This is a genomic window from Halobacillus halophilus DSM 2266, assembly GCF_000284515.1.
GTDB classification, from domain to species: Bacteria; Bacillota; Bacilli; order Bacillales; family Halobacillaceae; genus Halobacillus; species Halobacillus halophilus.
Genome location: NC_017668.1, coordinates 982733 through 1004366, shown reverse-complemented (window position 1 = coordinate 1004366; position 21634 = coordinate 982733). Strand labels below are relative to the sequence as shown.

At 35.4% G+C, this 21634-nt stretch carries 19 protein-coding genes and 1 pseudogene; all 20 read right to left on the bottom strand.

Features of this window, described 5'->3' with window-relative positions; genetic code table 11:
• Positions 1-72: 72 nt before the first annotated feature.
• Positions 73-1065 (bottom strand): metallophosphoesterase, encoded by a 993-nt coding sequence (locus tag HBHAL_RS04935; protein WP_014642257.1) that lies wholly within the window; start codon positions 1063-1065, stop codon positions 73-75.
• 30 nt (positions 1066-1095) lie between these two features.
• The gene (locus tag HBHAL_RS04930; RefSeq protein ID WP_051005590.1) at positions 1096-2172 is read right to left on the bottom strand and encodes a nucleotidyltransferase family protein; all 1077 of its coding nucleotides are present in this window, start codon (positions 2170-2172) and stop codon (positions 1096-1098) included.
• A 16-nt stretch (positions 2173-2188) separates the two neighbouring features.
• A complete protein-coding gene (locus HBHAL_RS04925; RefSeq protein ID WP_145955992.1) occupies positions 2189-3997 on the bottom strand; it encodes an ABC transporter ATP-binding protein in 1809 nt (602 codons plus the stop codon).
• A gap of 17 nt (positions 3998-4014) precedes the next feature.
• Complete coding sequence (locus HBHAL_RS04920; RefSeq protein ID WP_014642254.1) at positions 4015-4458, bottom strand: signal peptidase I; 444 nt, start codon at positions 4456-4458, stop codon at positions 4015-4017.
• On the bottom strand, positions 4448-4714 hold the full coding sequence (locus HBHAL_RS04915) for a PqqD family protein (RefSeq protein ID WP_014642253.1): 267 nt from the start codon (positions 4712-4714) through the stop codon (positions 4448-4450). The genes HBHAL_RS04920 and HBHAL_RS04915 overlap by 11 nt, the downstream gene beginning before the upstream one ends.
• On the bottom strand, positions 4714-5487 hold the full coding sequence (locus HBHAL_RS04910) for a hypothetical protein (RefSeq protein ID WP_014642252.1): 774 nt from the start codon (positions 5485-5487) through the stop codon (positions 4714-4716). Before HBHAL_RS04910 ends, HBHAL_RS04915 begins: the two co-directional genes overlap by 1 nt.
• A 55-nt stretch (positions 5488-5542) precedes the next feature.
• A complete protein-coding gene (locus tag HBHAL_RS21345; protein ID WP_158512346.1) occupies positions 5543-5716 on the bottom strand; it encodes a hypothetical protein in 174 nt (57 codons plus the stop codon).
• Positions 5717-5772: 56 nt separating this feature from the next.
• Positions 5773-6174, bottom strand: a pseudogene (locus tag HBHAL_RS04905) (ATP-binding cassette domain-containing protein); the annotation flags it as partial.
• Positions 6175-6561: 387 nt separating this feature from the next.
• Entirely contained in the window at positions 6562-8610 is a 2049-nt protein-coding gene (locus tag HBHAL_RS04900) for a right-handed parallel beta-helix repeat-containing protein (protein ID WP_014642251.1), read from the bottom strand.
• Positions 8611-8809: 199 nt separating this feature from the next.
• Positions 8810-10543 carry a DUF6798 domain-containing protein gene (locus HBHAL_RS04895; RefSeq protein WP_158512345.1) on the bottom strand — a complete coding sequence of 578 codons (1734 nt, stop codon included), beginning with the start codon at positions 10541-10543 and terminating at the stop codon, positions 8810-8812.
• Complete coding sequence (locus HBHAL_RS04890; RefSeq protein ID WP_014642249.1) at positions 10530-11159, bottom strand: phosphatidylinositol-specific phospholipase C/glycerophosphodiester phosphodiesterase family protein; 630 nt, start codon at positions 11157-11159, stop codon at positions 10530-10532. The genes HBHAL_RS04895 and HBHAL_RS04890 overlap by 14 nt, the downstream gene beginning before the upstream one ends.
• Positions 11159-11866 (bottom strand): glycosyltransferase family 2 protein, encoded by a 708-nt coding sequence (locus HBHAL_RS04885; RefSeq protein WP_014642248.1) that lies wholly within the window; start codon positions 11864-11866, stop codon positions 11159-11161. The genes HBHAL_RS04890 and HBHAL_RS04885 overlap by 1 nt, the downstream gene beginning before the upstream one ends.
• A complete protein-coding gene (locus HBHAL_RS04880; RefSeq protein ID WP_041601201.1) occupies positions 11863-12258 on the bottom strand; it encodes a GtrA family protein in 396 nt (131 codons plus the stop codon). Before HBHAL_RS04880 ends, HBHAL_RS04885 begins: the two co-directional genes overlap by 4 nt.
• Positions 12234-13880 (bottom strand): NTP transferase domain-containing protein, encoded by a 1647-nt coding sequence (locus HBHAL_RS04875; protein ID WP_014642247.1) that lies wholly within the window; start codon positions 13878-13880, stop codon positions 12234-12236. The genes HBHAL_RS04880 and HBHAL_RS04875 overlap by 25 nt, the downstream gene beginning before the upstream one ends.
• A gap of 12 nt (positions 13881-13892) precedes the next feature.
• Positions 13893-14975 (bottom strand): class II aldolase/adducin family protein, encoded by a 1083-nt coding sequence (locus HBHAL_RS04870; protein WP_014642246.1) that lies wholly within the window; start codon positions 14973-14975, stop codon positions 13893-13895.
• Positions 14959-15660 (bottom strand): HAD family hydrolase, encoded by a 702-nt coding sequence (locus tag HBHAL_RS04865; protein ID WP_014642245.1) that lies wholly within the window; start codon positions 15658-15660, stop codon positions 14959-14961. Before HBHAL_RS04865 ends, HBHAL_RS04870 begins: the two co-directional genes overlap by 17 nt.
• Positions 15650-17719 (bottom strand): phosphoribulokinase, encoded by a 2070-nt coding sequence (locus tag HBHAL_RS20335; protein WP_014642244.1) that lies wholly within the window; start codon positions 17717-17719, stop codon positions 15650-15652. Before HBHAL_RS20335 ends, HBHAL_RS04865 begins: the two co-directional genes overlap by 11 nt.
• Before the next feature lie 52 nt (positions 17720-17771).
• Positions 17772-19337, bottom strand: a complete 1566-nt coding sequence (locus HBHAL_RS04855; protein WP_014642243.1) for a lipopolysaccharide biosynthesis protein — start codon at positions 19335-19337, stop codon at positions 17772-17774.
• Positions 19338-19349: 12 nt separating this feature from the next.
• The gene (locus HBHAL_RS04850) at positions 19350-20621 is read right to left on the bottom strand and encodes a hypothetical protein (RefSeq protein ID WP_014642242.1); all 1272 of its coding nucleotides are present in this window, start codon (positions 20619-20621) and stop codon (positions 19350-19352) included.
• Complete coding sequence (locus HBHAL_RS04845; RefSeq protein ID WP_014642241.1) at positions 20618-21622, bottom strand: polysaccharide pyruvyl transferase family protein; 1005 nt, start codon at positions 21620-21622, stop codon at positions 20618-20620. The genes HBHAL_RS04850 and HBHAL_RS04845 overlap by 4 nt, the downstream gene beginning before the upstream one ends.
• Between the last annotated feature and the right edge of the window lie 12 nt (positions 21623-21634).

Genomic DNA, 21634 nt, shown 5'->3' with positions numbered 1-21634 from the left:
GTGTACCTAATGAAATAATTGAAACTAAACATTTGCCCGTAACTATCTTTAAATAATTTTTATGAATGATGCCTACTTTGCACTTTTTAATGTAAGAAGATTGATCTCTGGTGTGTTAAAAAGACGGAAATTCATGAATCCAACAGCATCAGTACTCCCCAGACCTGCACTAACATACTGCTTAATTCCTTTGTATTCCCATAGCCCCTTCACACGGTCTTGCGGAGGAAATAAACCTCCAAAATCATAAAATGCTTCGGGAACGATGAGGGCACCGAGGAATGGTAGTCTTATTTGGCCTCCGTGATAGTGGCCTGCGATAATTAAATCGTAGTCTCTGAACTTATAATAAGTCGTACTTGTTAATTGATCAATCCGCTCATCGATGATAGGAAAATGATTGACCGCAATCAGAACTTCATTCCCCCTCTTCTCAAAACCCTTCCACTGTTGGAGTAATTCATTTTGATAGACAATATATTGCTTATCCCTCCACATCTGCGGTCTTGTTCTTCCATTAGCGAAAGTAAAACCTTTTTCAGGATCGAGGATAGAAAGCTCAAAATCTACGAAGGTTAGGGTTGCTCCATCCACGGTTAATTCATACGATGATTCTAGTAAATTTACGCCTCTTTTTTCCATTCCATTCACAAATTCATGTTTGGTTAGTTCACCATTACCATCGATCTTGTAGTTGGAGGGGTCAGAATTACCCTGGACGTACATGGCATTGGTTTTATTCTCGATTCCATCTAATAAATGATAGAAGGGAGCATAATCAAACTTTTTATCATCTAAAATATCTCCTGTAAAAAGAATTGAGTCGTAGTTTAGTGAATTGATTTGTCGGATTAACTTATCCTGGTTGGATCCGAATGTTCTTCCCTGTAAATCAGTAAGTTGTAATATGTTATATCCTTCAAGATCCTTAGGGAGGCCGGGTATTCTAACCTCTTGTCTAACCACTTTTATTCTTGAGTTATCCCAGACGGTGTAAATTAAAATAGCCGCAACTACAATCGTAATGACTAACAAACTTCTAACTAATACCTTCTTCACCTTCACTAAACTCGCACTCCCAACTCACAGAATAAATTATCGCAAAGCCCTCCATAAACTACTTACCCGTTGTCGATATAGTCGGAGATAGTTGAGAAACGCAGCTGAACTTTTCCCACCCTTTAGTTCAATCTCCACACTTTTCTTATTTGGCATTATCCATTTGTACATTTCACGAAGACGATGAGAGGGTTGATCATAACTTAAGAATTGGTAGTCGAAGAATTTAAGGTAAGAGAGGAGAGGAATATTACGACTCTTCTTGTACCAGGGTGCAGATAATTCTGGAAAGGGGAGCCAACCTTCTAGAAACGGATAGTGATAATATACATCTGATAAAGTCCTTAACACCCTTTTTAATGTGGAATGTTTTCGAGCCATTTCTAAAATTTCGCCAGGCACAATCTTATGTTGAGACACTGATATAACTTGTATTAGATCTAAGTAATGACGGGCACTGTCCAAATTATGTCTCCATGCATGAAGGCACATGAAATAAAAGGTGTGAGTAGAAGATAAAGCTTTAACAAATCCATATCCATCAAAAGGCTCTGCCTTACTGAAAAACTCACCAGGACAAAGATGAGTATTCGATTCTTCCATCAGATTCCAATGAATTTCCACAACCAATGGAATAGGTGAACCTGGGATTTCTTTGCTTAAGGAGCAGTGGAAATGACCTTTTATGCTTTCCTCTTCATTCTGAAAGCCTAGTTCTTTCACCACCCGGACAACTTCTCCTACTTCCTCATTTCTCACGAGTAAATCAATGTCTGAGGTTGCTCTTGCTCCTACATGCCCAAAATACTTCTCGCCAAAGATTACGCCTTTTATAGGGATGACTTCGATCTTACAAAGCTCAAGCTGGTCGATAATTTTATTCATCTGAGTCTTGATGAACAAATTTTGATACAAACTACACTGACTTTCTTTTACTAAATAATCTTGAAAGAAACCAGGTGTCTCTTCTAATTGATGATTTTGCTTCAAAAGATGAAGGATTTGGGATTCCACCTGTTCTTTTTGAATCAAACCCACGAGTCTGTGGTATTCATCAATGCTGTAATTCAGCATCTCTTTTTTATGAATCTTATTAATAAAAGTAGGAAGCATGACCATTCCTCCTTTCCTAGGCATTTATAGAAAACACCTCAGGATAACCATCCTTATGAAAGTAGCTTTTACGATATAAATCATTATAGAGGCCGTTTGTCCGAAGCAACTGTTCATGTGTCCCCTGTTGAACCACCCTCCCCTGATCCAAGACCAAAATTTTATCGGCATGTTGAATAGTAGACAACCGATGGGCAATGACAACAGTGGTTCGTCCTTTCATTAATCGCCCCAGGGCTTCCTGCACTAGATATTCTGACTCGTTATCAAGCGATGATGTGGCTTCATCCAATAATAAAATAGGAGCATTCTTCAAAAGTGCCCTCGCAATGGCTACACGCTGCTTTTGCCCGCCTGATAACCTTACGCCCCGCTCCCCGATTTCTGTATCGTAACCTTCTGGAAGGGATTGAATGAATTCATGGATATTAGCACTTATCGCTGCTTCCATCATTTGCGCTTCAGTTGTCCTGTCATTACCGGAAATCAGGAGATTTTCCCGGATGGTGCCACTAAATAAATAGGTCTCCTGAGGAACATAGGCCATAGACTGACGTAGGCTTTGGAGATTTTCTTCATCGATAGATATTCCATCAATACAGATCGTGCCTTGCTGCGGCTGATAGAGTCCTTGCAATAGATAGAACAGCGTTGATTTCCCCGCGCCGCTTGGTCCCACAATGGCTGTCAGCTTATTGGCAGGCAGAGTAATAGTAAAGTCTGTAAACACAGGATTGCTATTATCATAACTAAACGTAATATGTTTAGCTTCAATTCGATCTTCACAATCAGGAATGTATGATCCAACGGTTCCTTTTTCTCTCGGTTGATCCAGCAAGCGAATAATTCGTTCAATTGCTGAAACTGACCTCTGATAACCTGCCCATTGTCCCGCAATTCCTGTCATTGGATAGATGAGATGATTTACCAGATTGATGTATGTTAAAAGGGCCCCGATTGTGAGAATGTCATCCGTCACGAAATACATCCCCACAGCTAAGGTAGTCAGGAACGTCATCATCCCAACCGCTTCTCCTCCGGTGTTAAACCAGCCTCTTAGCTTTGCATCCTTCAGTTCCAATTGATATAACTCATCCTGGCTTTTTTTATACTTCTGTTTAAAAAAGGATTCCAGTGTAAAAGAACGGATAACCATTAGACCCTGAAAAGTTTCGTTTAAGGTTTTGCTGATTTTCCCCATCAATTCGTGTATTTCTCTACTATTATTTCTAAGCAAAACCCCAAACAAGGCTCCACCCAAAATGGCTAAAGGAATAACGAGCAGAATCACTAATGTCAAAGCCCAATTAATATGAAGTAAATAAATGAAAACAGAAATAGAGATGATGGGCACTCGAATCAAATTAAGCAATCCCCTTCCTATAACCCCTTCAATCTGATGGAGGTCGTGGGCAAAATGGGAAAACAGTTCTCCTGAATGATAATTCGTAAAATTTTTCCCATTCATTCGTATAACGTGCTCGTAAACATCATGATTAAAGTCTTTTTTCACACCATTTAAGGCCACGGTTTCAAGGTACGTATCTGTAAAATTTACAGCCATACTCAGAATCGAAATAGCAACACCAGTTGCGATCAGCCACTTTAGCTGCTCGAAATTCCCTTGCACAGCAGCATCAATTGTATTTCCAAAGAACCAGGCAAAGGCGAGCGCTAAAGTAATGTCCAAAAGGAGCATGATGAATAACCCCATATAAGCCTTTTTATGTTTTCTCACATAGGGAAACAGCAATTGGATTATTCTCTTCAGCTCTCCTAATGAAAAGTACTGTGATATTTCGGTATTATTGAGTAACCTTTTCATTACCATCCCCCCTAACCTCAGACTCCTTTTTTATTTATATAAAACCTTAAAAATGAAGAAAGCACCGGCAGGGATAAAATGCTCCATCCCCATACTTTTGCCGTGCGCCCAAGAGCAGACGTTACCCGTTTATTTCTTTTAATATAGAGAAGTTTACCGATTACATCTTTCTCCATCACCCATTGATCCTTCCCAAGGTTCGTATCCCCTTTACATTGAAAAAAGACATTTCCTTCTACGTTTATTTTCTCAATTAAACGATGAGCGACGAGTTCACCATTCAAGTGGTAAAGAAGAATATCCCCTTCCGTCAAATGAGTAAAGTTACACGTTACAAATCGGCAAATGTCACCTTCTTTAATCAACGGATACATACTATTTCCTAAAGAAGGTAAATCAATAAACCCCTTCTTATGGATGATGCCCTGTATAGCCACCGCATGAAGAGGCTTAACCGACATTTTCAACCAACCCGCATTGATGTAGATTTGCTAAGAAAAGGGCTATATCTTTTTCGATCTGGTCCTCATCTATATCGTATTGCTGCTTCACTTTACTAACAATCTCTTCTGAGGAGTGGGATGTAGCAAGCTCGTTCCAACAAAAGTTCCCTACTTCATTCACCGTTGTAGCCGTATAATCTTCTAAGTTCAAAATAATCCATTCATTGTCTACCTGCATCACTTCGTGGAATTCTTTTCTTTTATAAAGATTCATTATGATATCAACTCCCAGAAAGAAGGATCTTTTTTGAAATAAAGCTCGTGTATAGGTACTTGTTCTACGACTTGTTTCAATAAAGTCATCAATTGGGTTGTCTGTGCCGGGGAATACGACCAGTAAAAGACTTTATCAATTAATTGGACCAATGCCTGACTTTTCTTAAGCGGCTGTTTACGATTAATTTTCGCCTGATACAGCAGCTGAATACTTGAGAGAGTTGCTTCTCCTACATGGCTCGCGCGGAGTTCACTCCAGAAAGGAGAAGGATACACTTTGACCTCATCATCGGTAATTTTAATAATAGTCGCTTCGTCAGAAAGAAGATCTCTGGGCTGAGACATTTTAGCCACTGTCGATTTCCCTGCCCCTGACTGTCCGGAAAAGATATGCGCCTTAGAACCCTCAATCACACTGGAAGAATGAAGAAGCACACCCCAATTATGATGAACAATAAAAGCGCTGTAGAGATTCATCAATGCATGCTTGAGAGCAAGTCCATCGTAATAAAATAACTCCGCTTTTCGATACTCAACGTCTATTTGAATGAGATAATCCGCACGTCGAAAAATGATATTGTCCTCTGTGGAAGTAATCGTCACTTCGTAGTCCCTAAAAGGATCCCCATACCCTTCCTTCAAAGTTAGAATCAAGTCTACCTTTTGATCCCCATTTTTAAAGAAAGAATCGTAACTTAGTAAGGTTGACCGAGAATAATCTCCAGTTACTTCAATAAAATGGTCTCCAATTGCTAACATAAGCTTATCCATTGATAGACTCCTTATTTACGGGAGACGAATAAATTAGCCATACCCCCGTTTATAGTTACTTATTAGGATGAGGTTTTTTAGGTTTATAAGGGTCATGCGGATAATTTTTACCATTACTCTTTCCTGGATCCCCGGATACCGGCCCTCTCCCTCTATTCCAGCTTTGCGAAGTTTCAAACTGAATGGGACGATGATCTAAAACCTCAGGTTTCCTGTATAACTTTTTCATTTTAAAATCCTCCTCCTTAATTCTTAATAAAGAACAAGAAACTAAAAATTTTTTATTTAAGGAACGAACTTCATTTGATTTCCCAATAAGTGACTAAAAATGTTTTTCTTATCCTGAGCGAGTTGATTGAACTGCCCTTGCTGCACAACCTCCCCCTCCTCAAGTACAATTACCTGATCAGCATTCCGGATTGTAGATAGTCTGTGAGCAATTACAATAATCGTCATCTTACCTTTCAGTCGCTCGATCGCCTGTTGAATTTTCTTCTCATTTTCAGTATCCAGCGCACTAGTCGCTTCGTCTAAAATTAAAATCGATGGCTTTCTAAGAAAAGCCCGGGCGAGCACAAGCCGTTGCCGTTCTCCTCCAGACAACTTGATGCCACGATCGCCAATAATCGTGTCCAACCCTTGAGGCAGCTTGTTTACAAACTCTGCTGCAGAAGAAAAATCGAGGGCTTCCCGCTTTCGAGTAAACAATTAAATGTAAATAATTATACTAATAATATGTGTTAAAATATCTATCGTTCTACATTAAGAACATAGCGCATTTTTATACAAAATACAATAATTTTTTAATTTTTTAAAATTTATCCTCTTCGAATTAAATCCTATCCTCTTATCCGTAAGACTTATGTTTGAATTATCTCGATAAACTTGTGCGTTACTATCCACATTGACTTTCTTACAATCTTATTAATACAATAAAAATATTCCTAATAAATAATTACGAGATTTAGGCTAAGAGATTTTATGTAAAAAAGAGAAGACCAAATCAACTAGCCTCCTTTTTTACAGGTAAAAACAAAATCTACTTACAACTATTGTGCTCTACAATTATTAGCCCTAGTTTGAACGCTTTGACTCAACCCTGTTGCCGTCAATTTTAAACTTTGATGTAGAAGTAAATGTTTCCTGAACTTTTATTGTCTCCTCAATGGATGCAGAACCTTTCATCTTAATGGTATTATTAAGAATCGAGACCATCTTTGCTTCATTCACAGAAATGGAAGACTCTCCATCCCACAAGTCAAAATGTGAATCATGCACCTCAACATCAGCGTCTTTATTTTCAATTACAAGTAGTTGATCCAGTCCTTTTAACGTACACTGGTTTAATATATAGTTTCCTGAATCATTTATGACTACTGTTCCATTTCCCTCTTGTGACGATTCAAATGAACAGTCGTTATAGGTTCCTCTTGGAAGGTCAATTCCATAGGTTGAGTTAAAACCTATGACTTTTAAATTATCAAATACACTTCCCTCTTCAACATTGCCGACTATACTCCGTTGAGCTGCCTTTCCTTTCAAAGTAATATTTTTAAGATGCACCGGATGATCGTTAATGCTTAGCGTGTTGGTTTGCTCCATGTTACTTTCCATTTCTATATTAGATACTGCAACCCCATTAGGCTCAGTACTTCTAATACTTAATTGTGAGTTTTTAAATTGCATTCCATCAACCTCTGTTTTGGGACCAAAAAGTGTAGCAATAGAATCATTCATAGTGTTATCTACAAACTTAGCTTCCCCCTCTGCTACTATTTTAGAACCATCAAAATGGTTTCCCTTAATTAGCGCTCCACTCCTGAAAGGTTTTGAGATAGCAACTCCTATTGATGATCTATTTTCATTTTCCCCTAGATAATTCCCTTCGACAATTACATCTTCTCCATCAAAAAGAATAACATTATACCTCTCATTATTATAAATCTTGTTATTATTAATCGTTATATTTGTATTAGGATAAAAACCTGCTTCTAAATCAATACCCGATTGAGGTGCAATACCTTTAATATCATGTATATCATTGTTTTCAATCTTCATCTCATTTACCCCTGCTACCGTTATTCCCTGCCTGCGATTCAGAAAGGATTCGCTATTAGAGATAGAGATGTTCTCCGAGATAACTTTATTCCAATACTCCACGCTGAAACCTTCAGAATATGGTTGGTCAAATACAGCATGGAAATAACTAACCTCCTTAGGGATTTCAATTAAGTTCCAATCCATTTCATTATGTTTAATTTTTGAAATAAAACGATCATTGGAATCGTAAAAGAACACTTCATAATTCGCCTCTTTTGAAAGTCCTTTAGGTCTGGAAAATTGAAAAGTATTAAATTCCTCAAATTTCTGGTTATCAAAATTAGTTTTGAGTTTATTAGTAGTTCGGGTTTTTGAAGTATCATCAACGAAAACTCCTTCACTGCTGATTGAACCAGATTCAAAATCTTCTGCGATTAGAATATTAATTTGCGTAGAACTCCCTCCAATCATTATTCCATCGCCAGTAAAGTCTTTGGTTTTCACTCCTTTAATGGTTATATTTTTCACACCCACCCCATAAATTCCCATGCCGAATTCATGTGTATTCTGAGAATACTCATTATCTTTGCCTGTGTAATCATGAGATAGCCGATCCCCTTCATAAGTACCTCCTTTTATGATTACATCTCTAGTCCCAGGTGCCATGTACAATAATTCATAAGCTTCGAACCCATTCTTCTCCTTTCTAATTACAGCATTATTATCTAATTCAAACTTCATGTTACTTACCATATTAATTCTTGCGTCAGAATCAGAAGGCTCTTCCCCTTTACTGATAAGATACTCTCCTTTTGGAATTTTGAAAGTTGAAAATCCATTGTCAGATGCCCATTTTAAGGCATTATTCAAGCCATCGGTCGTTTTTTTAGGGTGTGTTCCATCGTTGTATATATCCCATCGTTCTAACTCCAGCTCATAAATATCTTTATTATCATCATTTTTTGCAGCCTTTGTTTCATTTTCAGCATTGTTAGAATTGTGCGATACTAAATAAGCAGCCAAAATGATTCCTAGTACTAATAGAGAAAAGGTAATAATTAGAGTTTTATTATTTATTTTCAATGGGTATCCTCCATTCTTCTATACATGTGATGTTAGTTCTGTACTATCGTTAAATAGAACTACATGTGAGTTTCTCATTGTAACGTGAGTGATTTTCTATATCCTTTCTCAAAAAATCTAACTACCATAAATAGAATGCCCATTCTATCATTTGTTGGATGCCACACTTCATACTCTCTTTAATAGAAATAACGAACACTTAATTCTTCATATAAATATATACATTTTCTTCATTCATCCTTATAATTTTTTCCAAACTTACGTTCTCACTTTGCTTAAGTTTCTTAGTTCTCAGGTAGTAATCGACTCCATATTCCTTTGAAATATCATTCAGTTCCGCTTCTGACATGTTGTTTATATAGTTTAAGTTATCGTACTTACCTCCGTATATATCTATATATCTTTCGTTCCAATCAGAATAATACTTTTCATTAAATGGAAAATCTTTACTTATAGGCACTGCTCTATCCGATATCAGCCTGATTTTCTGATTGACTAAGTAATCAACATCTAACTCTGCCAAAACAACGGACTCTTCAGGGGTGTTCTCGTTCAACCATTTATACACCTCATTTTCTTTGGCATTGATATTTGGAATATTAAAGGCAATGCCTCTGCCCAATCCAAAATAAGCACTGGCTAAAGCAAACGTAATGATAAATAAATAGAAGTAGTTTAAGTTCACCCTATTGAAAAAATATTGGTCAATCTTTATTGATAATTTAATATTTCTTGACGCAAGAAAATCCGTTAGAATCGCATAAGAAAAGGCAACAATCATACAAATGCTAGAAACAAGGATGTCTTGAGCTAAAATAGGAATAAACGGTAGATGCAAAAATAAAAATGAAATGTAATCTTTATTTTTAAACTTATAGAACACGTATTGGGAAAATAGTAATAAATACACTAAACCAAAAAACACCAGTGATCTATAAGGAATAATCGTTACAACTTCTTTTATAGGCCATACCTCAACAAAAATATACCCTACCACTAATACGAGACTCAGATAGATTAAATAGTATTTTATAAAGGTATTTATACTTTTTGCCAACTGCTTTTTTAATTTAAAGCTCATATAAATAAAGGTGGCAGCATAGAACAAGAACAACCCCCAAATTTCTAAACCAAACATGGACGGAATATAGTGATGCGGGTGCCTTACTTCTCCAATAATGTGGGTGAACTCACTACTAGATAATAAAGTAGAGCCCTTTAAGGAATTTTTGTATGGAATGTAATTGAGAAGAAAAGTACCTGCCATAAAACTAAACGCAAGTAATACAGGAACCTTAAAAAGTTTTTTATAGGCTCCGAGACCATACTTAGTAAAATATAAGATTGCCGCGAACCCTGCTCCATGGATGGTTACAACTGGATGGATGACCATCGAAAGTCCGAGTAGTAAAAAGCCTATAGATAATTTATTTTGATAAATTAGAGCAGTACTGAAAATAATGATAATAAGTGAAATTTCAGCAGCACTAATGACTGGAGTACTAAAAAACCAAGCTATCATTCTCGGTACACTATAGAAAGAAACGGCTCCAAGGAAAGTTCCAATGAGAGCGACGTATTTATTCTTAGATACCGTGTTTAAAAATATAAAAACAGCCGTCGTCAATAGAAAAATTCTTAACAGGTTAGCATATCCAATGAATATAGTGTAGTGTGTTTGAAAAAATTCGGATCCAAAAATAAAAAAATACGCAATATATAATCGCGCAGAAAAATCGCCGAATGTATTTGTGTGAAAATCATTCGTTAGGTAGCTGCTGTCTAACATTCTTTCTATTTGCGGATAGCTATCAACAATCGGCCATCCCCAGGCTACTTGATAAAAATATACAGAGAATAAAGCGGTTAAAAAAACGGTGACACCGAACACTAAATCTGATTCTTTTTTTAAAGTTGTTTTATTTTTGCTCAACATATCTTTCACCTTTTCCCATTTCAACAGTTTTCCACTGATCTATGTTATACACTTTTGTGCAAATAGCATCCACAGATAACTTCTCTTCCTCAAGATAATCTTTATACTGTTGCAGATCACCATCTCTTCCTTGCAATTCTGGCGAAACTAGACAAAGCTTAAATCCAGCCTTTTTTAAGACTTTGTATAAAGCCAGATTAAGTGGAAGTTGTGAAAAACAATCAACCCAAATCCATTTGGCTTTTCCTTTCATAGCCAACACTGTGTCTATCCCTTCATATTCAGAGAATCGAATGGCAACATTCTTTTCATCATTGTTTGTTAATAAATGGATCATCGGAAAAGAAGAGTCTAGAAAAAAGTAATTTTTGACCTTATATTTTTTTAAAAGTTCCAATACTTTAAGCTCTATCCTTTCACTTTTAATATTCAAAATCAGCGTGCCATGGTGATAATGTTTTAAGTATTCTTCAAAGTCTTCTCCATTTATAAAAGGCTCGTGCTGGAGGACTAACCGGTCCCCATAATCTCTTAAGTCGACTTCCACCCCATGTTCTTGAGGGATATACTTTAATTCTTCAATGGTATTAACCCTATGTGCAATAAATTCCATTATTTTAAATACTCCTTTCTTAGCTTCGTACTAAAGGAGAGCGTTCTTTTTATAAACTTCCATTTTGATGATAAGCCGGTATTCCAGCTAGAGTGTCCATGTAGTCTTTCTGGGAAGGAGACCTCAAACCTATGGATTTTCTGTTTTTTCTTTTGAGCCATATATAGAAAATAAAGGTCAAGTGAAAAGTCTTTAGGCGCATCCGTTAAACTATCATAAAAGCTCCTATGGAATAGGTTAGGCTGGGCATTGATATCAACTAATTTGGTGCGCAATAGTATGGTTTCGTATATACTCATTCCAATACTAAAGACCTGATCAAATACTGGACGATTTTTCCGTTTTCCTTTGATGTAAATATTTTGAGGACATCTATTTTTTTCTATTTCTTCAATGGCTGACATGACGTCATTTGGGTCTGTTTGCATATCAGCATGTGTCCATCCCAAATATTCACCCTTAGCTTTTTGTAATCCATACAAAATCCCGTAGCCATACCCTTGATTCACCTTAACTTCATACGTTTTTGCAAAGGAGTACTTTGGAATAACTTCACTTAAAGTAATTCTGCTATTATCCTTTGAACCATTGTTGATTAAAACGACTTCGATATCATTTCTATTAATAACTTGATTAAACCTTTTCAAAATTAAAGGTATATTCTTTTCTTCGTTATAACACGGTATGACAACAGAATATTTAATCATTCTTTAAACACCCACCATTTCTGTCCAATAAAATTTAATGAAGCACTGATACCTGTAGCAAAAACAAAAGCAATAATTTTATTTGAAGTAAAAGTAAGAAAGAGCATATTTGAAGCAACATTTATGCCTAAAGTCGATAAATATAAACCCATATACTGAAAAAGTTCGATATGAGATTTTGCTTTCTTTTTAAATGTCCAAAATTTATTCAGAATGTAGGCTAAGATCGTACCACATAGGAAAGATATCATCTTAGATAAAGATGTTGATATTACTTGTATCAACAAGAAATAAAAGAGGGTGTCAACAAGAACTGCTGATACCCCTGTAACTAAAAAACGCTGAATTTGCTGCTGGAACTTAGACCTTACTGTAAGACTGGCTTGGGACATCTGTACTTTTCATCCAATTTATTAATTTTTTCAGGTGCCATAAAAATATCCTTATCTAAATGATAAGGATGCCACTTCCACTTATGGAAAAAACTCTGCCAGTATTCAAAGGTTCTCAAGTCATTTGGGGTTCCCCAACAAATGTAATGATCGACTTCAAATACCTTTACTTTCAAATTCATTGCTATTAATTCATTAATTGAACTATCTACATAGAACTCTCCATTTACGCGTATGTTTTTAGCTTTTATTCGTTTAACACTTTCTTTATAATCTCTCGCCTTACGAAAATAAAAAGTTCCAACTATGGCATGATCATTTTCAGGGTTGTGGCTAATTGGTTTTTTTACGGAAACAGAAGTCACCTCTGAGTTAGTATTAGTATTTGCCCATCCGTACATTTCAGGATGAGCGTTGCTTGAAGGATGATTTCTGAAACTCCATATAATTGCATCTACACTCTCATCCAGCAACATATCTTGGAATTTCTCTTCATTCCATAGCACCCCGTTATCGCAAGCGGAAATAAGTAGCGGTCGCTCTAAATCAAGTTGCTCCAATGCCCATTCACAAGTGACTGCTTGACCTTCCGTGACTTGTGACAACCTCATAATATCTGCTTTAGGATAAGATCTTTTGATTTCCTCTTCTAAATGATATTGATTCAAATGTTCTTCCAAGCAAATAAAAATTTGATGGGCAGACTGTGGAAGGTGGTCATGAGATTGTAGAACCATCGGTTTACCTGATACGGAGATCAGAGGTTTGGGCAAACGATACCCTTTCTCAGAAAACCTTTTCCCCCTTCCCGATAAAGGAATCATTGTCGTCATGTCATACAATAAATCTTTGCTATTTCCTCTGTTGATGATCTCTTTAAAATAATGAGACCACTGTAAGTATTCTTCTAAGTCTTGAGGAGTACCCCATTGCAGCATATGATCAATCTCAAAAATTCTAATCTTTAACCCATCACTTTTCATTAGGTTGTAGACTAAGCTGACGTAGTACTCCCCTTTTAAATCGATTCCTTTGTTCATAAGCTCCTCGAAATATTTTTTCACCATACTGCCGGTCTTAAAATAATACGTACCGCTTGATGCGTACTCATTCATCCTATTATTTGTAAAAGGCTCTTTTTCTTTAATCTCTAACATCCATTGATTTTCTTCTCTCATAAATGCATAATTTGTCGTCCCTAACATATGAGGATGAAAACCTTTGTATGCAGCAATAGCCCCATCTGAATGACTACTCCTAACATCCTTTAAGAATTCTACATAATTCCAATAACAGGAAAAATCACAATAATTCACTATCACTTCGTCATCGTCATTGATATAGTCAAAAGCTCTCGAAACTGCATATACCGGTCCTTTTTTATGAGGATCAATGCCGACTATTTTCCCTTTTGGTGCAATTCGAACCAATATTTCTTCCATATTTGTCGACTCCAAGTGATCGTTACTGCAGATAAAAATAAAATCTGATTCTCCAGGAAACATGTTAACGACTTGCTCTATCATTGGAAAGCCATCAACTTCAATTAGTGGTTTGGGGTGAGTATATCCTGCATCTAGAAACCTGCTGCCTCTACCAGACATAGGGATTACTATTTTCACATTGAGACCTCCTTAGATGGTTTGCCTGAATTTTTCTGCTTTCCAATTATCTAGATATTGTAATTCTTCCAATTCAAGTGACTGCTGCTGATCGAAAATTTGTTCTACCGTGAAAAGGTGTGCCTTAAACACTTCCTCTGCTTCCTTAGCTTTTTTAATATTTGAAGATATAAAAAACAAGTACCCATCCATTAAAACAACTTTAGGGTACTTGCCATACCAATCCATATATTCAGCCATTTCTACTCCATCATCCTTTATTTCCACGATCTTATATCCACAAAAAACGAGAGTATCAGGGCACAGAGGAGAGGATTTTATCCAATTTGGTTTAGCTTTAGTAATCGATTGAAGATAGCTATCTTCTGATAAATAGGAAACTTGGCTTCTTATTCCATGGCTATTCATAATAGACGATAATTTATTCGTTAATCTATACTTCTTATAGTTTACTCCTAAAAAATTTTCTAATTTGGTTATGACATCATTCGTTATTTTTCTAACTTCATTTACACAGTCCGAACTTATTATTAGGCCGTGATTTTGAAGAAATACAATTTTGGGAAGACTACCATTTTGTCTGCTGAAGTTTCTGCACTCCTTTTTTAACTCTATAGCAAGATCTATTCCAGGAGTCTTATAATCGACGGTAATGGCATTTGGAAATAATTCACTCAGCTGGTCCATACCATTTTTTAAACATGCCAGTTGATTTACAACAATAGGGTGTGTGTGAAGAGTAAATTTATATAAAAATGAATGTAAAAATGTCTCAATAGAAGGACGGTCTCTCTCCATTGCGTTAGTAATAGTTTCCATAATTAATGAGGATGAAAGATCTTCCCTCGTTCTTTTATCAGATTCGTTCACAACCAAAGAATTGTTCATGATGTCCTTCACTTTTACTAAATCTACCCGTACATAGCCGTGATTCTCACTTACTTCAGACAGAAGGTGTCCAGAAGCTTTTACCAACATCTCACTTTTGCTCAATTTAACAGATGTGTTCCCTCCACCAGCTTGTATTAAATCGAAACGCTCTCCTGCAAATAATGACATTGATATAAAGTTTTGAAGATCAGATGTGTTGGACATGAAAAATTTGCTCCTTTACTTCTGAAAAACTACTAACTTCAATGACGTTATTTAACTTTTCTTCTTGAGAGGGTAAAGGTATAGTTAACCAAAAAGACTTGATTCCCAATAAACTCGCCCCTTTAATATCCTTTTCGAAATTGTCTCCAATCATTATGACATCTTCTCTATCCAGTCCTAGTTTCCTTAACCCTGACATGAATATATAAGGATGCGGCTTCTCTTTGCCTGCTTCTTCACTGGTAACAACGAATTGAATATATTCTTGCACCCCAAGAGTCTTAAGCTTTCTATGTTGAATATGAGATGTTAAATCAGTAACTAAACAAATTGGAATATCCTTTGATGCTTCTAAAAAATCTGTGACTCCAGGAAACAGATACATATTGTTCAAAAATGTTTCCCAATAGAGGTCATAGGTATTTAATGCATATATTTGAGGGTTAACGTCGAAATTCTCGTACAACCTTTGAAAGTAGAGCATTCGATTATGCGAAGCTGCGGTGGTTAATAGTTCTACCTTAATCTTTTCTCTTTCTTGGTTATAGGAGGAAAATATTTCTTCTTTTTCAACTCCTAAAATATCTACAGCGTAGTTCAGCGCTTGTTCTAATGCTTTTTCATGTGCTAAATGGTAGTCGTAGAGAGTATTGTCCAAATCTAGTAAAATTCCTTTATAAGACAAGGTGTGATTCTCCTTTCATTTTTTCACTCACGCAAATCAGCATCATTAATTGAATGAAGGAGTCATATTCTTCTCCCCACTGGATAACATGCCCTCGTGTAACTTCATATAAATTCTCTATCGTAAAGTGAGCGATTTCATTGACAACCTCCTGAGTTACTGGCTCATGGAGGATAAGATATTGGGAGAGTAAATTACTTTCATAGTCATGCTCATAGGCAACTGAGTAATTATCCAATGTATTTAGAACTGGGTCTAAACAAAAATCAGTACTGCAAATGATTTTAAGTTTAATTTTCGGGTTTTCTTTAGTATCCCCGAGAGTGAATGAGTCCTCTGTGTAATGCTTAATCACAATATCCGCATAATTTTTTTGCGGATAGATATATTTTTTTGCATCCTCGATACGAGACTCTATTTGGTTCATAACTTTTTCTACCGTATACCCCCTCTCCCCGCAATCTCTAGTAATTTTCCAGTGTTTTCTTAGGTTTTCATCTGTGTCTATATAGACTTTTAAATCCATAACATTTCTTGTCTTTGCTAAATAAAGTGGGTGCAACCCACACATTACTATAAAATCATTCGGATCTATCCTCCGGGGACTCGTGAATGTTCCATTGCTGTGGTTATATTCGACTCTCTGAGTAGGTGTACCATTCTTAAGTTTCTCCAGAGTTGCTGCTTGTTGATGTAGAAAGTTTGCTTTTGGATTTAAGTGAGTGAATTTATTCCATTTCTCATGACCTCGTTCCCACTTATGATCTCCATCTCCTTCAACAATAAGAACTCTTTCTTTTCCAAACATCTTTTTCAGACTATGAGTGAGAGTAGTTTTTCCAACCCCACTGTCCCCACCTATTCCTATTACAGTAGGTTTTACATTAACTTTATACAGGGAGTTGCTAAGAACTCCATATCTGTAAAACACCCATATTGTTAATAGTAAGGCGCCCTCAAAAAGGGTAAATACTAAATTGGATAAGAAAATGTCACTCATACTTATATTAAGCATTATTGATATACTCTCAATTATCCCACTCGGTTCAGGATAGAACAGAGTGAAATAACTTAAGTAGATGACTGTTAATATTGTATAAAGGTATAGGTTGTTTAAGTTCGATGCTGTTTGAATGAAATAAATAGATGCAAACACAAATGACCATGCATACCAATGAGGCATTGGTGGAATAAAAAGAACAAATACAAAGTAAAGCATCCCTACGTAGGTCAATAGAAAGTTTACATTAATCTTGGAATGTCTTAGGAATTGGATATAAAGTAAAGCTAAGAATAATGGGGCCACGTAGACTTTTAAATTCTCCATTTTCAGGTAAATATCAAACAATTTAAATTGGTCTTCATTCATAAACACCAGGGATTGATAGGCTTCTGTTGGTAGAAATCTACTAACAATCAGATACCATGCGATCAAGGATATGACAGAGAACTGCCACAAGTGCTTAATCTTATGAGCTTTCACTATATAAAGTGCAATCATCGGTAAAGTGAAAATAACCGGGACTTTTAAAGAAAAACCAATACCAAAAAAAACAGCAGATCTTACATGCTGTTTTCTAATTAAGTAAAAAATTGAAATAAACAACGCCGCAATGGCTATTAAATCATGGTTTGGGTAGATGTAGCTAGCCACAAATATAATAGGAGAACAATAATAGATTAGAATCACAAATTTCTTTTTATCGGGAAAAACCCTTAATAAGAAATAACAAATCAGGATGTCTGCCAATAAAGTAGGAAGTTGAATAAGGAAAACTTGTAGGTGTAAGGATAAGCTTGGAAAAATAGATAATGGGCTTAAAAATAGTGTGAGTAAATAAAGCAGACCTGCTGGATAAGGGAACTCTAAGCTACTATTCGGATGTTGATATACGTAAATCCAGGGGTTTTCAAAGGATGACAAATAATTTACTATAAATGGAATTGTAGATTCTGTTAGATTTACTGGTAACCAGATTAATATTGCAAATACCTTCACTAAGGTAATGACTAAGAACCACTTACTCTTCACCATTTCCCTTAAATGTTTGTTAACCATTTCTAAGCCCTCCATATAGATTTAAAAATTAAAAAAAGTTAAGTCTATAAACTTAACTTTTTTCATTTTGTATATGGTATTTTTTTGAATATGTCTTTAAGAACTTATTCTGGTATAAATTTCTCAGTACACTAGACAAGTAATTAAATTCCTTACTATTTCTAAAAAACAAGTAAAAGATTAAATTAGGTATGGTAAGACAGAGCATACCCATCAACAATAAAGTCAAGGTTTGATGATTTGTTTGAATTTGATTGGCAGCTAATTTTGTAATTAATCCTGCCCCTGCAACAACAAAAGTATAAGAAACGTACTTAATAAAATGTTCTTTTAAAGGTCTATTAAAAACGTATTTATAAATAATATACGGGTCATACCAAAAATAAACCATTAAGCGACTAAATATAGTACCTAAAAAGATACCAGTTAGCCCAATAACTCTTACTAAAATCAATGAAAGAGCTAAGTTGAGCCCAGCAGCAATGATGGGCCTATATTTGCCTTTTTTAAACAACCCAGTGGTTTCCCGATATGTGGTTGAAGCACCTTGCATTCCTGTAGTATAAAAATTCAGGATAATAATCCCTACTACTATACTCCCAAGCAAGTATTGTTCTCCTATCCATAAGGATATAAAAGGGTCTAATAACACCCATAAACATATAGAACATAATCCGTAGACCCAGAAGTTTGAGAAGCGAATAACACGAAATATATGGTATTTCTTTTCTCTATTATTTTGAACAATTAAATTACCCACGCTTGCCGTTAAAGAATAAAAGATATAACTTAATAATGTTGTTAAGGTTGATAGCAATAACAAGTAATTAGAATAGATACCAACAACTGTAATTCCTATAAACATAGAAATTAAGATATTATCTGTGCCGTTTATGACTGCACCACTGATCTTATATAGAAATAGGGAGTATAAATCTTGAAAAAGCCTCTTCTTTTCATCCCCATATAATACTGCTTTATTCATTCCTCTTAGATAGGGATATAAACGATCAACCTTTTTCGCTATATACATATTCTCAAAAACTCTAAAAGAAAGTTGAGTAACTAAAACCAGTATATAACTGCCCACGAATACTAGTAATAGGATTTGCAGTGAATTTGAAATGATAATAAAAGCACTATGAATCTTAGAAACAATATGATTTCTTTGATCAGCTATTAATATGGATTGCTTATAAATGAAAAAGTAGGAAGCAGCTGATTGAAGTAAAAAGAGAATATAAATGGTCTGAATATTTTCTACCGGACCTTTTCCATTAATTAGATAGGGTAAAAAAGGTAATAAGAACAACCCTATAGCTAACACAACGAAGCCCACAATACGGTAGGCTTTCTTGTATAAATTCATTAATGCTTGAATCTTATATTTTTCACCTTCTGCAAGTGGCTTGTACAAACTATAGATCATTGCTGTATCAAACCCAAGGTTAGCTAGAGACAGCATCAATAAAATGCTGGTAAATAATCCCTCAATGCCAACATATTCAATACCAAGGGTGTATATAAATACGGTTCTTACAATAAACCCCATCATAATAGTAATCAATTGTCCTGCCACACCAAAAAACATATTTCTCAATGAATTTTGTATTCTCATGATTAACGCCTTCTAATTCAATTGTTTTTGTGTAAATAGTCTTGTTATACGTTTTTTTAGTCTTCTCTTAATAATCGGTACGAATTTCGTTAATCGATAAGTCAGAAGAGACCTTTTCTTTTCTTTTGCAAAATCGTAGGGTATAAACCATTGGAGTAAATTTGTATAGGCGATTTTATACTTGTTTTCGACCATTCTTTCCTTAGCCAGATTCCACTGCATGATTCTAGCCGGAGTGAAAAATTTCACTTCGGTTCTCAAAAATTCTCTTACATGATGAGATAGGTCTTCTGGAACATTAAATCCAAAATCTCTCGGATCTTTCCCCTCTGCTACAATCCCTAAAATCGTTCTCATGCATTTTTCACAAGCGCAACAATTTTGTTCATTTAAGAAGCATACTCTTAGCTTTGCCTGATCTGGATTATCTTCAAAGAAATTAAGAACAGCTTTTACCTTTTGCTGTCTGTGAATATCGTACCCATCATGAAACACCCCTCCAGAAGCATATTTTATATGGTTATCAATAGTGGGGTCAGATGCACACTTTGCTTTATATCCTTCGAAGTAGGAACTTGCTATATAGATATTCTCTACTCGAAATAAGTATGCAATAGGGATCGCAGCTGTTATGATAGCCAATCCATGATGAAGACCATGCCACCATGAATCTCCCAATCTTCTTTGAAAGTAGCGATCAATAACTTGGGCATTCATGAAAGTCCCAAAATTAGAATGAATAAATATATTCTTCAATTGATTCTTTCTTGCGAAGTCAGTCACTAACTTTTTGTCATTATCCCATACTTTACTCTTTTCGATTTCATTTTTATGCCATCCATATTCCGTAATTAACAAGGGATTCTTATTATGAATTCTTGTAAATGTAGCAAGTGCATCTAACCCCCCACTAAATAATTGAGCTCCCTCAACTCTGGGTTTGTAGGTATTAGGCACAATCTCTTCTATTAATATATTCCCTTTAAAAGGGACTTCGGGATACATCGCTTGATACCCCTTTTTAATTTGAGTAAGGGATCTGTAAAATGCCTCATCTAATTCATAAACACAAATGGTGGAATTGGTTATCCAAGCTAAAGGGATGACATTTGCTACAAAAGGTATCGTTAAAATACTTTCGGGGATGCTGGATAAATCATATTCAAACTCTATAAAAAGATGGTTTTCACTTTTAAAATACTTTCTTAAAGATTTTGAGACGCTAAAATAGTAATCGACTCTTTTATTAGTAATTAACATCTGTTCAAGTACGATCCTATTCAAATGACATCCACCTCAAACTTTTTATTTGTTGTGATACTGCGAAATTGATTTAACCATTGATCTATGGCTTTATGCTTAATATTAATATCTGTAACAAACCTGGAGTTTATTTTATCTTCTAACTTTTCCATATCTATTCTATCTAACATATTGATATTATACGTTTCACTCATACCACGAGCCCTTTCGTCTATTCCAATAATAATCGACCTTTTCCCATGCCTCATTGCAAAAATACCGCCATGCAAACGGGTCCCTATATAATCTACATCTTCTTTTAAGGTTTCTTCAAAAGCTTCTAGTGTTGGAGAAACTATATGAATATGCTCTATACCCTTAAATAATTGAAGATAGCCAAGATCTTTTTTGTCTTGAATCCAAAAATGTACTTTCGAATAATTTGTTAATAACGTATCAATTAACAATTGATCTTTAACATAATCTTTTGAATGATGAGTTAAGGTAAAGATTACTGATCTTGACTTCCCCGTCGGGATGGTTTTACAGAATTCCTTATCCAAAGCCCAAAGTGTTGGACACCCTGTATTTATTGCACGTAAACCTATTTCTTCAACAAACCTTTTTGTACGTTCATCTCTAACACTGTGGATATATTCGTGGGATAAGACTCTCTTATATAGAATTTTCGTGTACCTATTCATAGTTTCACCTTTACCAGCTCCTACACCTAAAAGCACGCTCCCTTTCAGTGGTTGGTAATTTAATAGATTAATATTCCATTGAGGAAAATGTGTCAACATATTCATCGTCAAAAGATTCGTGCCACCTACAAATTTGTATTTAGCCTCTTTGTAAATTTTAACCCTATTTGAATTTCTAAGAACCTGATACCACTGAAAAGGAGTTACATGTGTCGGAAGAGTTAATAAATAATCGTTAATTGTTATTTCCTTCAAATGATTTTTGATACATTTCATAATAATGTCGTCACCTTTATTTAAAGACCCGACTGACGTATCAAGTAACAATACGTTTTCCATACATCTTTATCC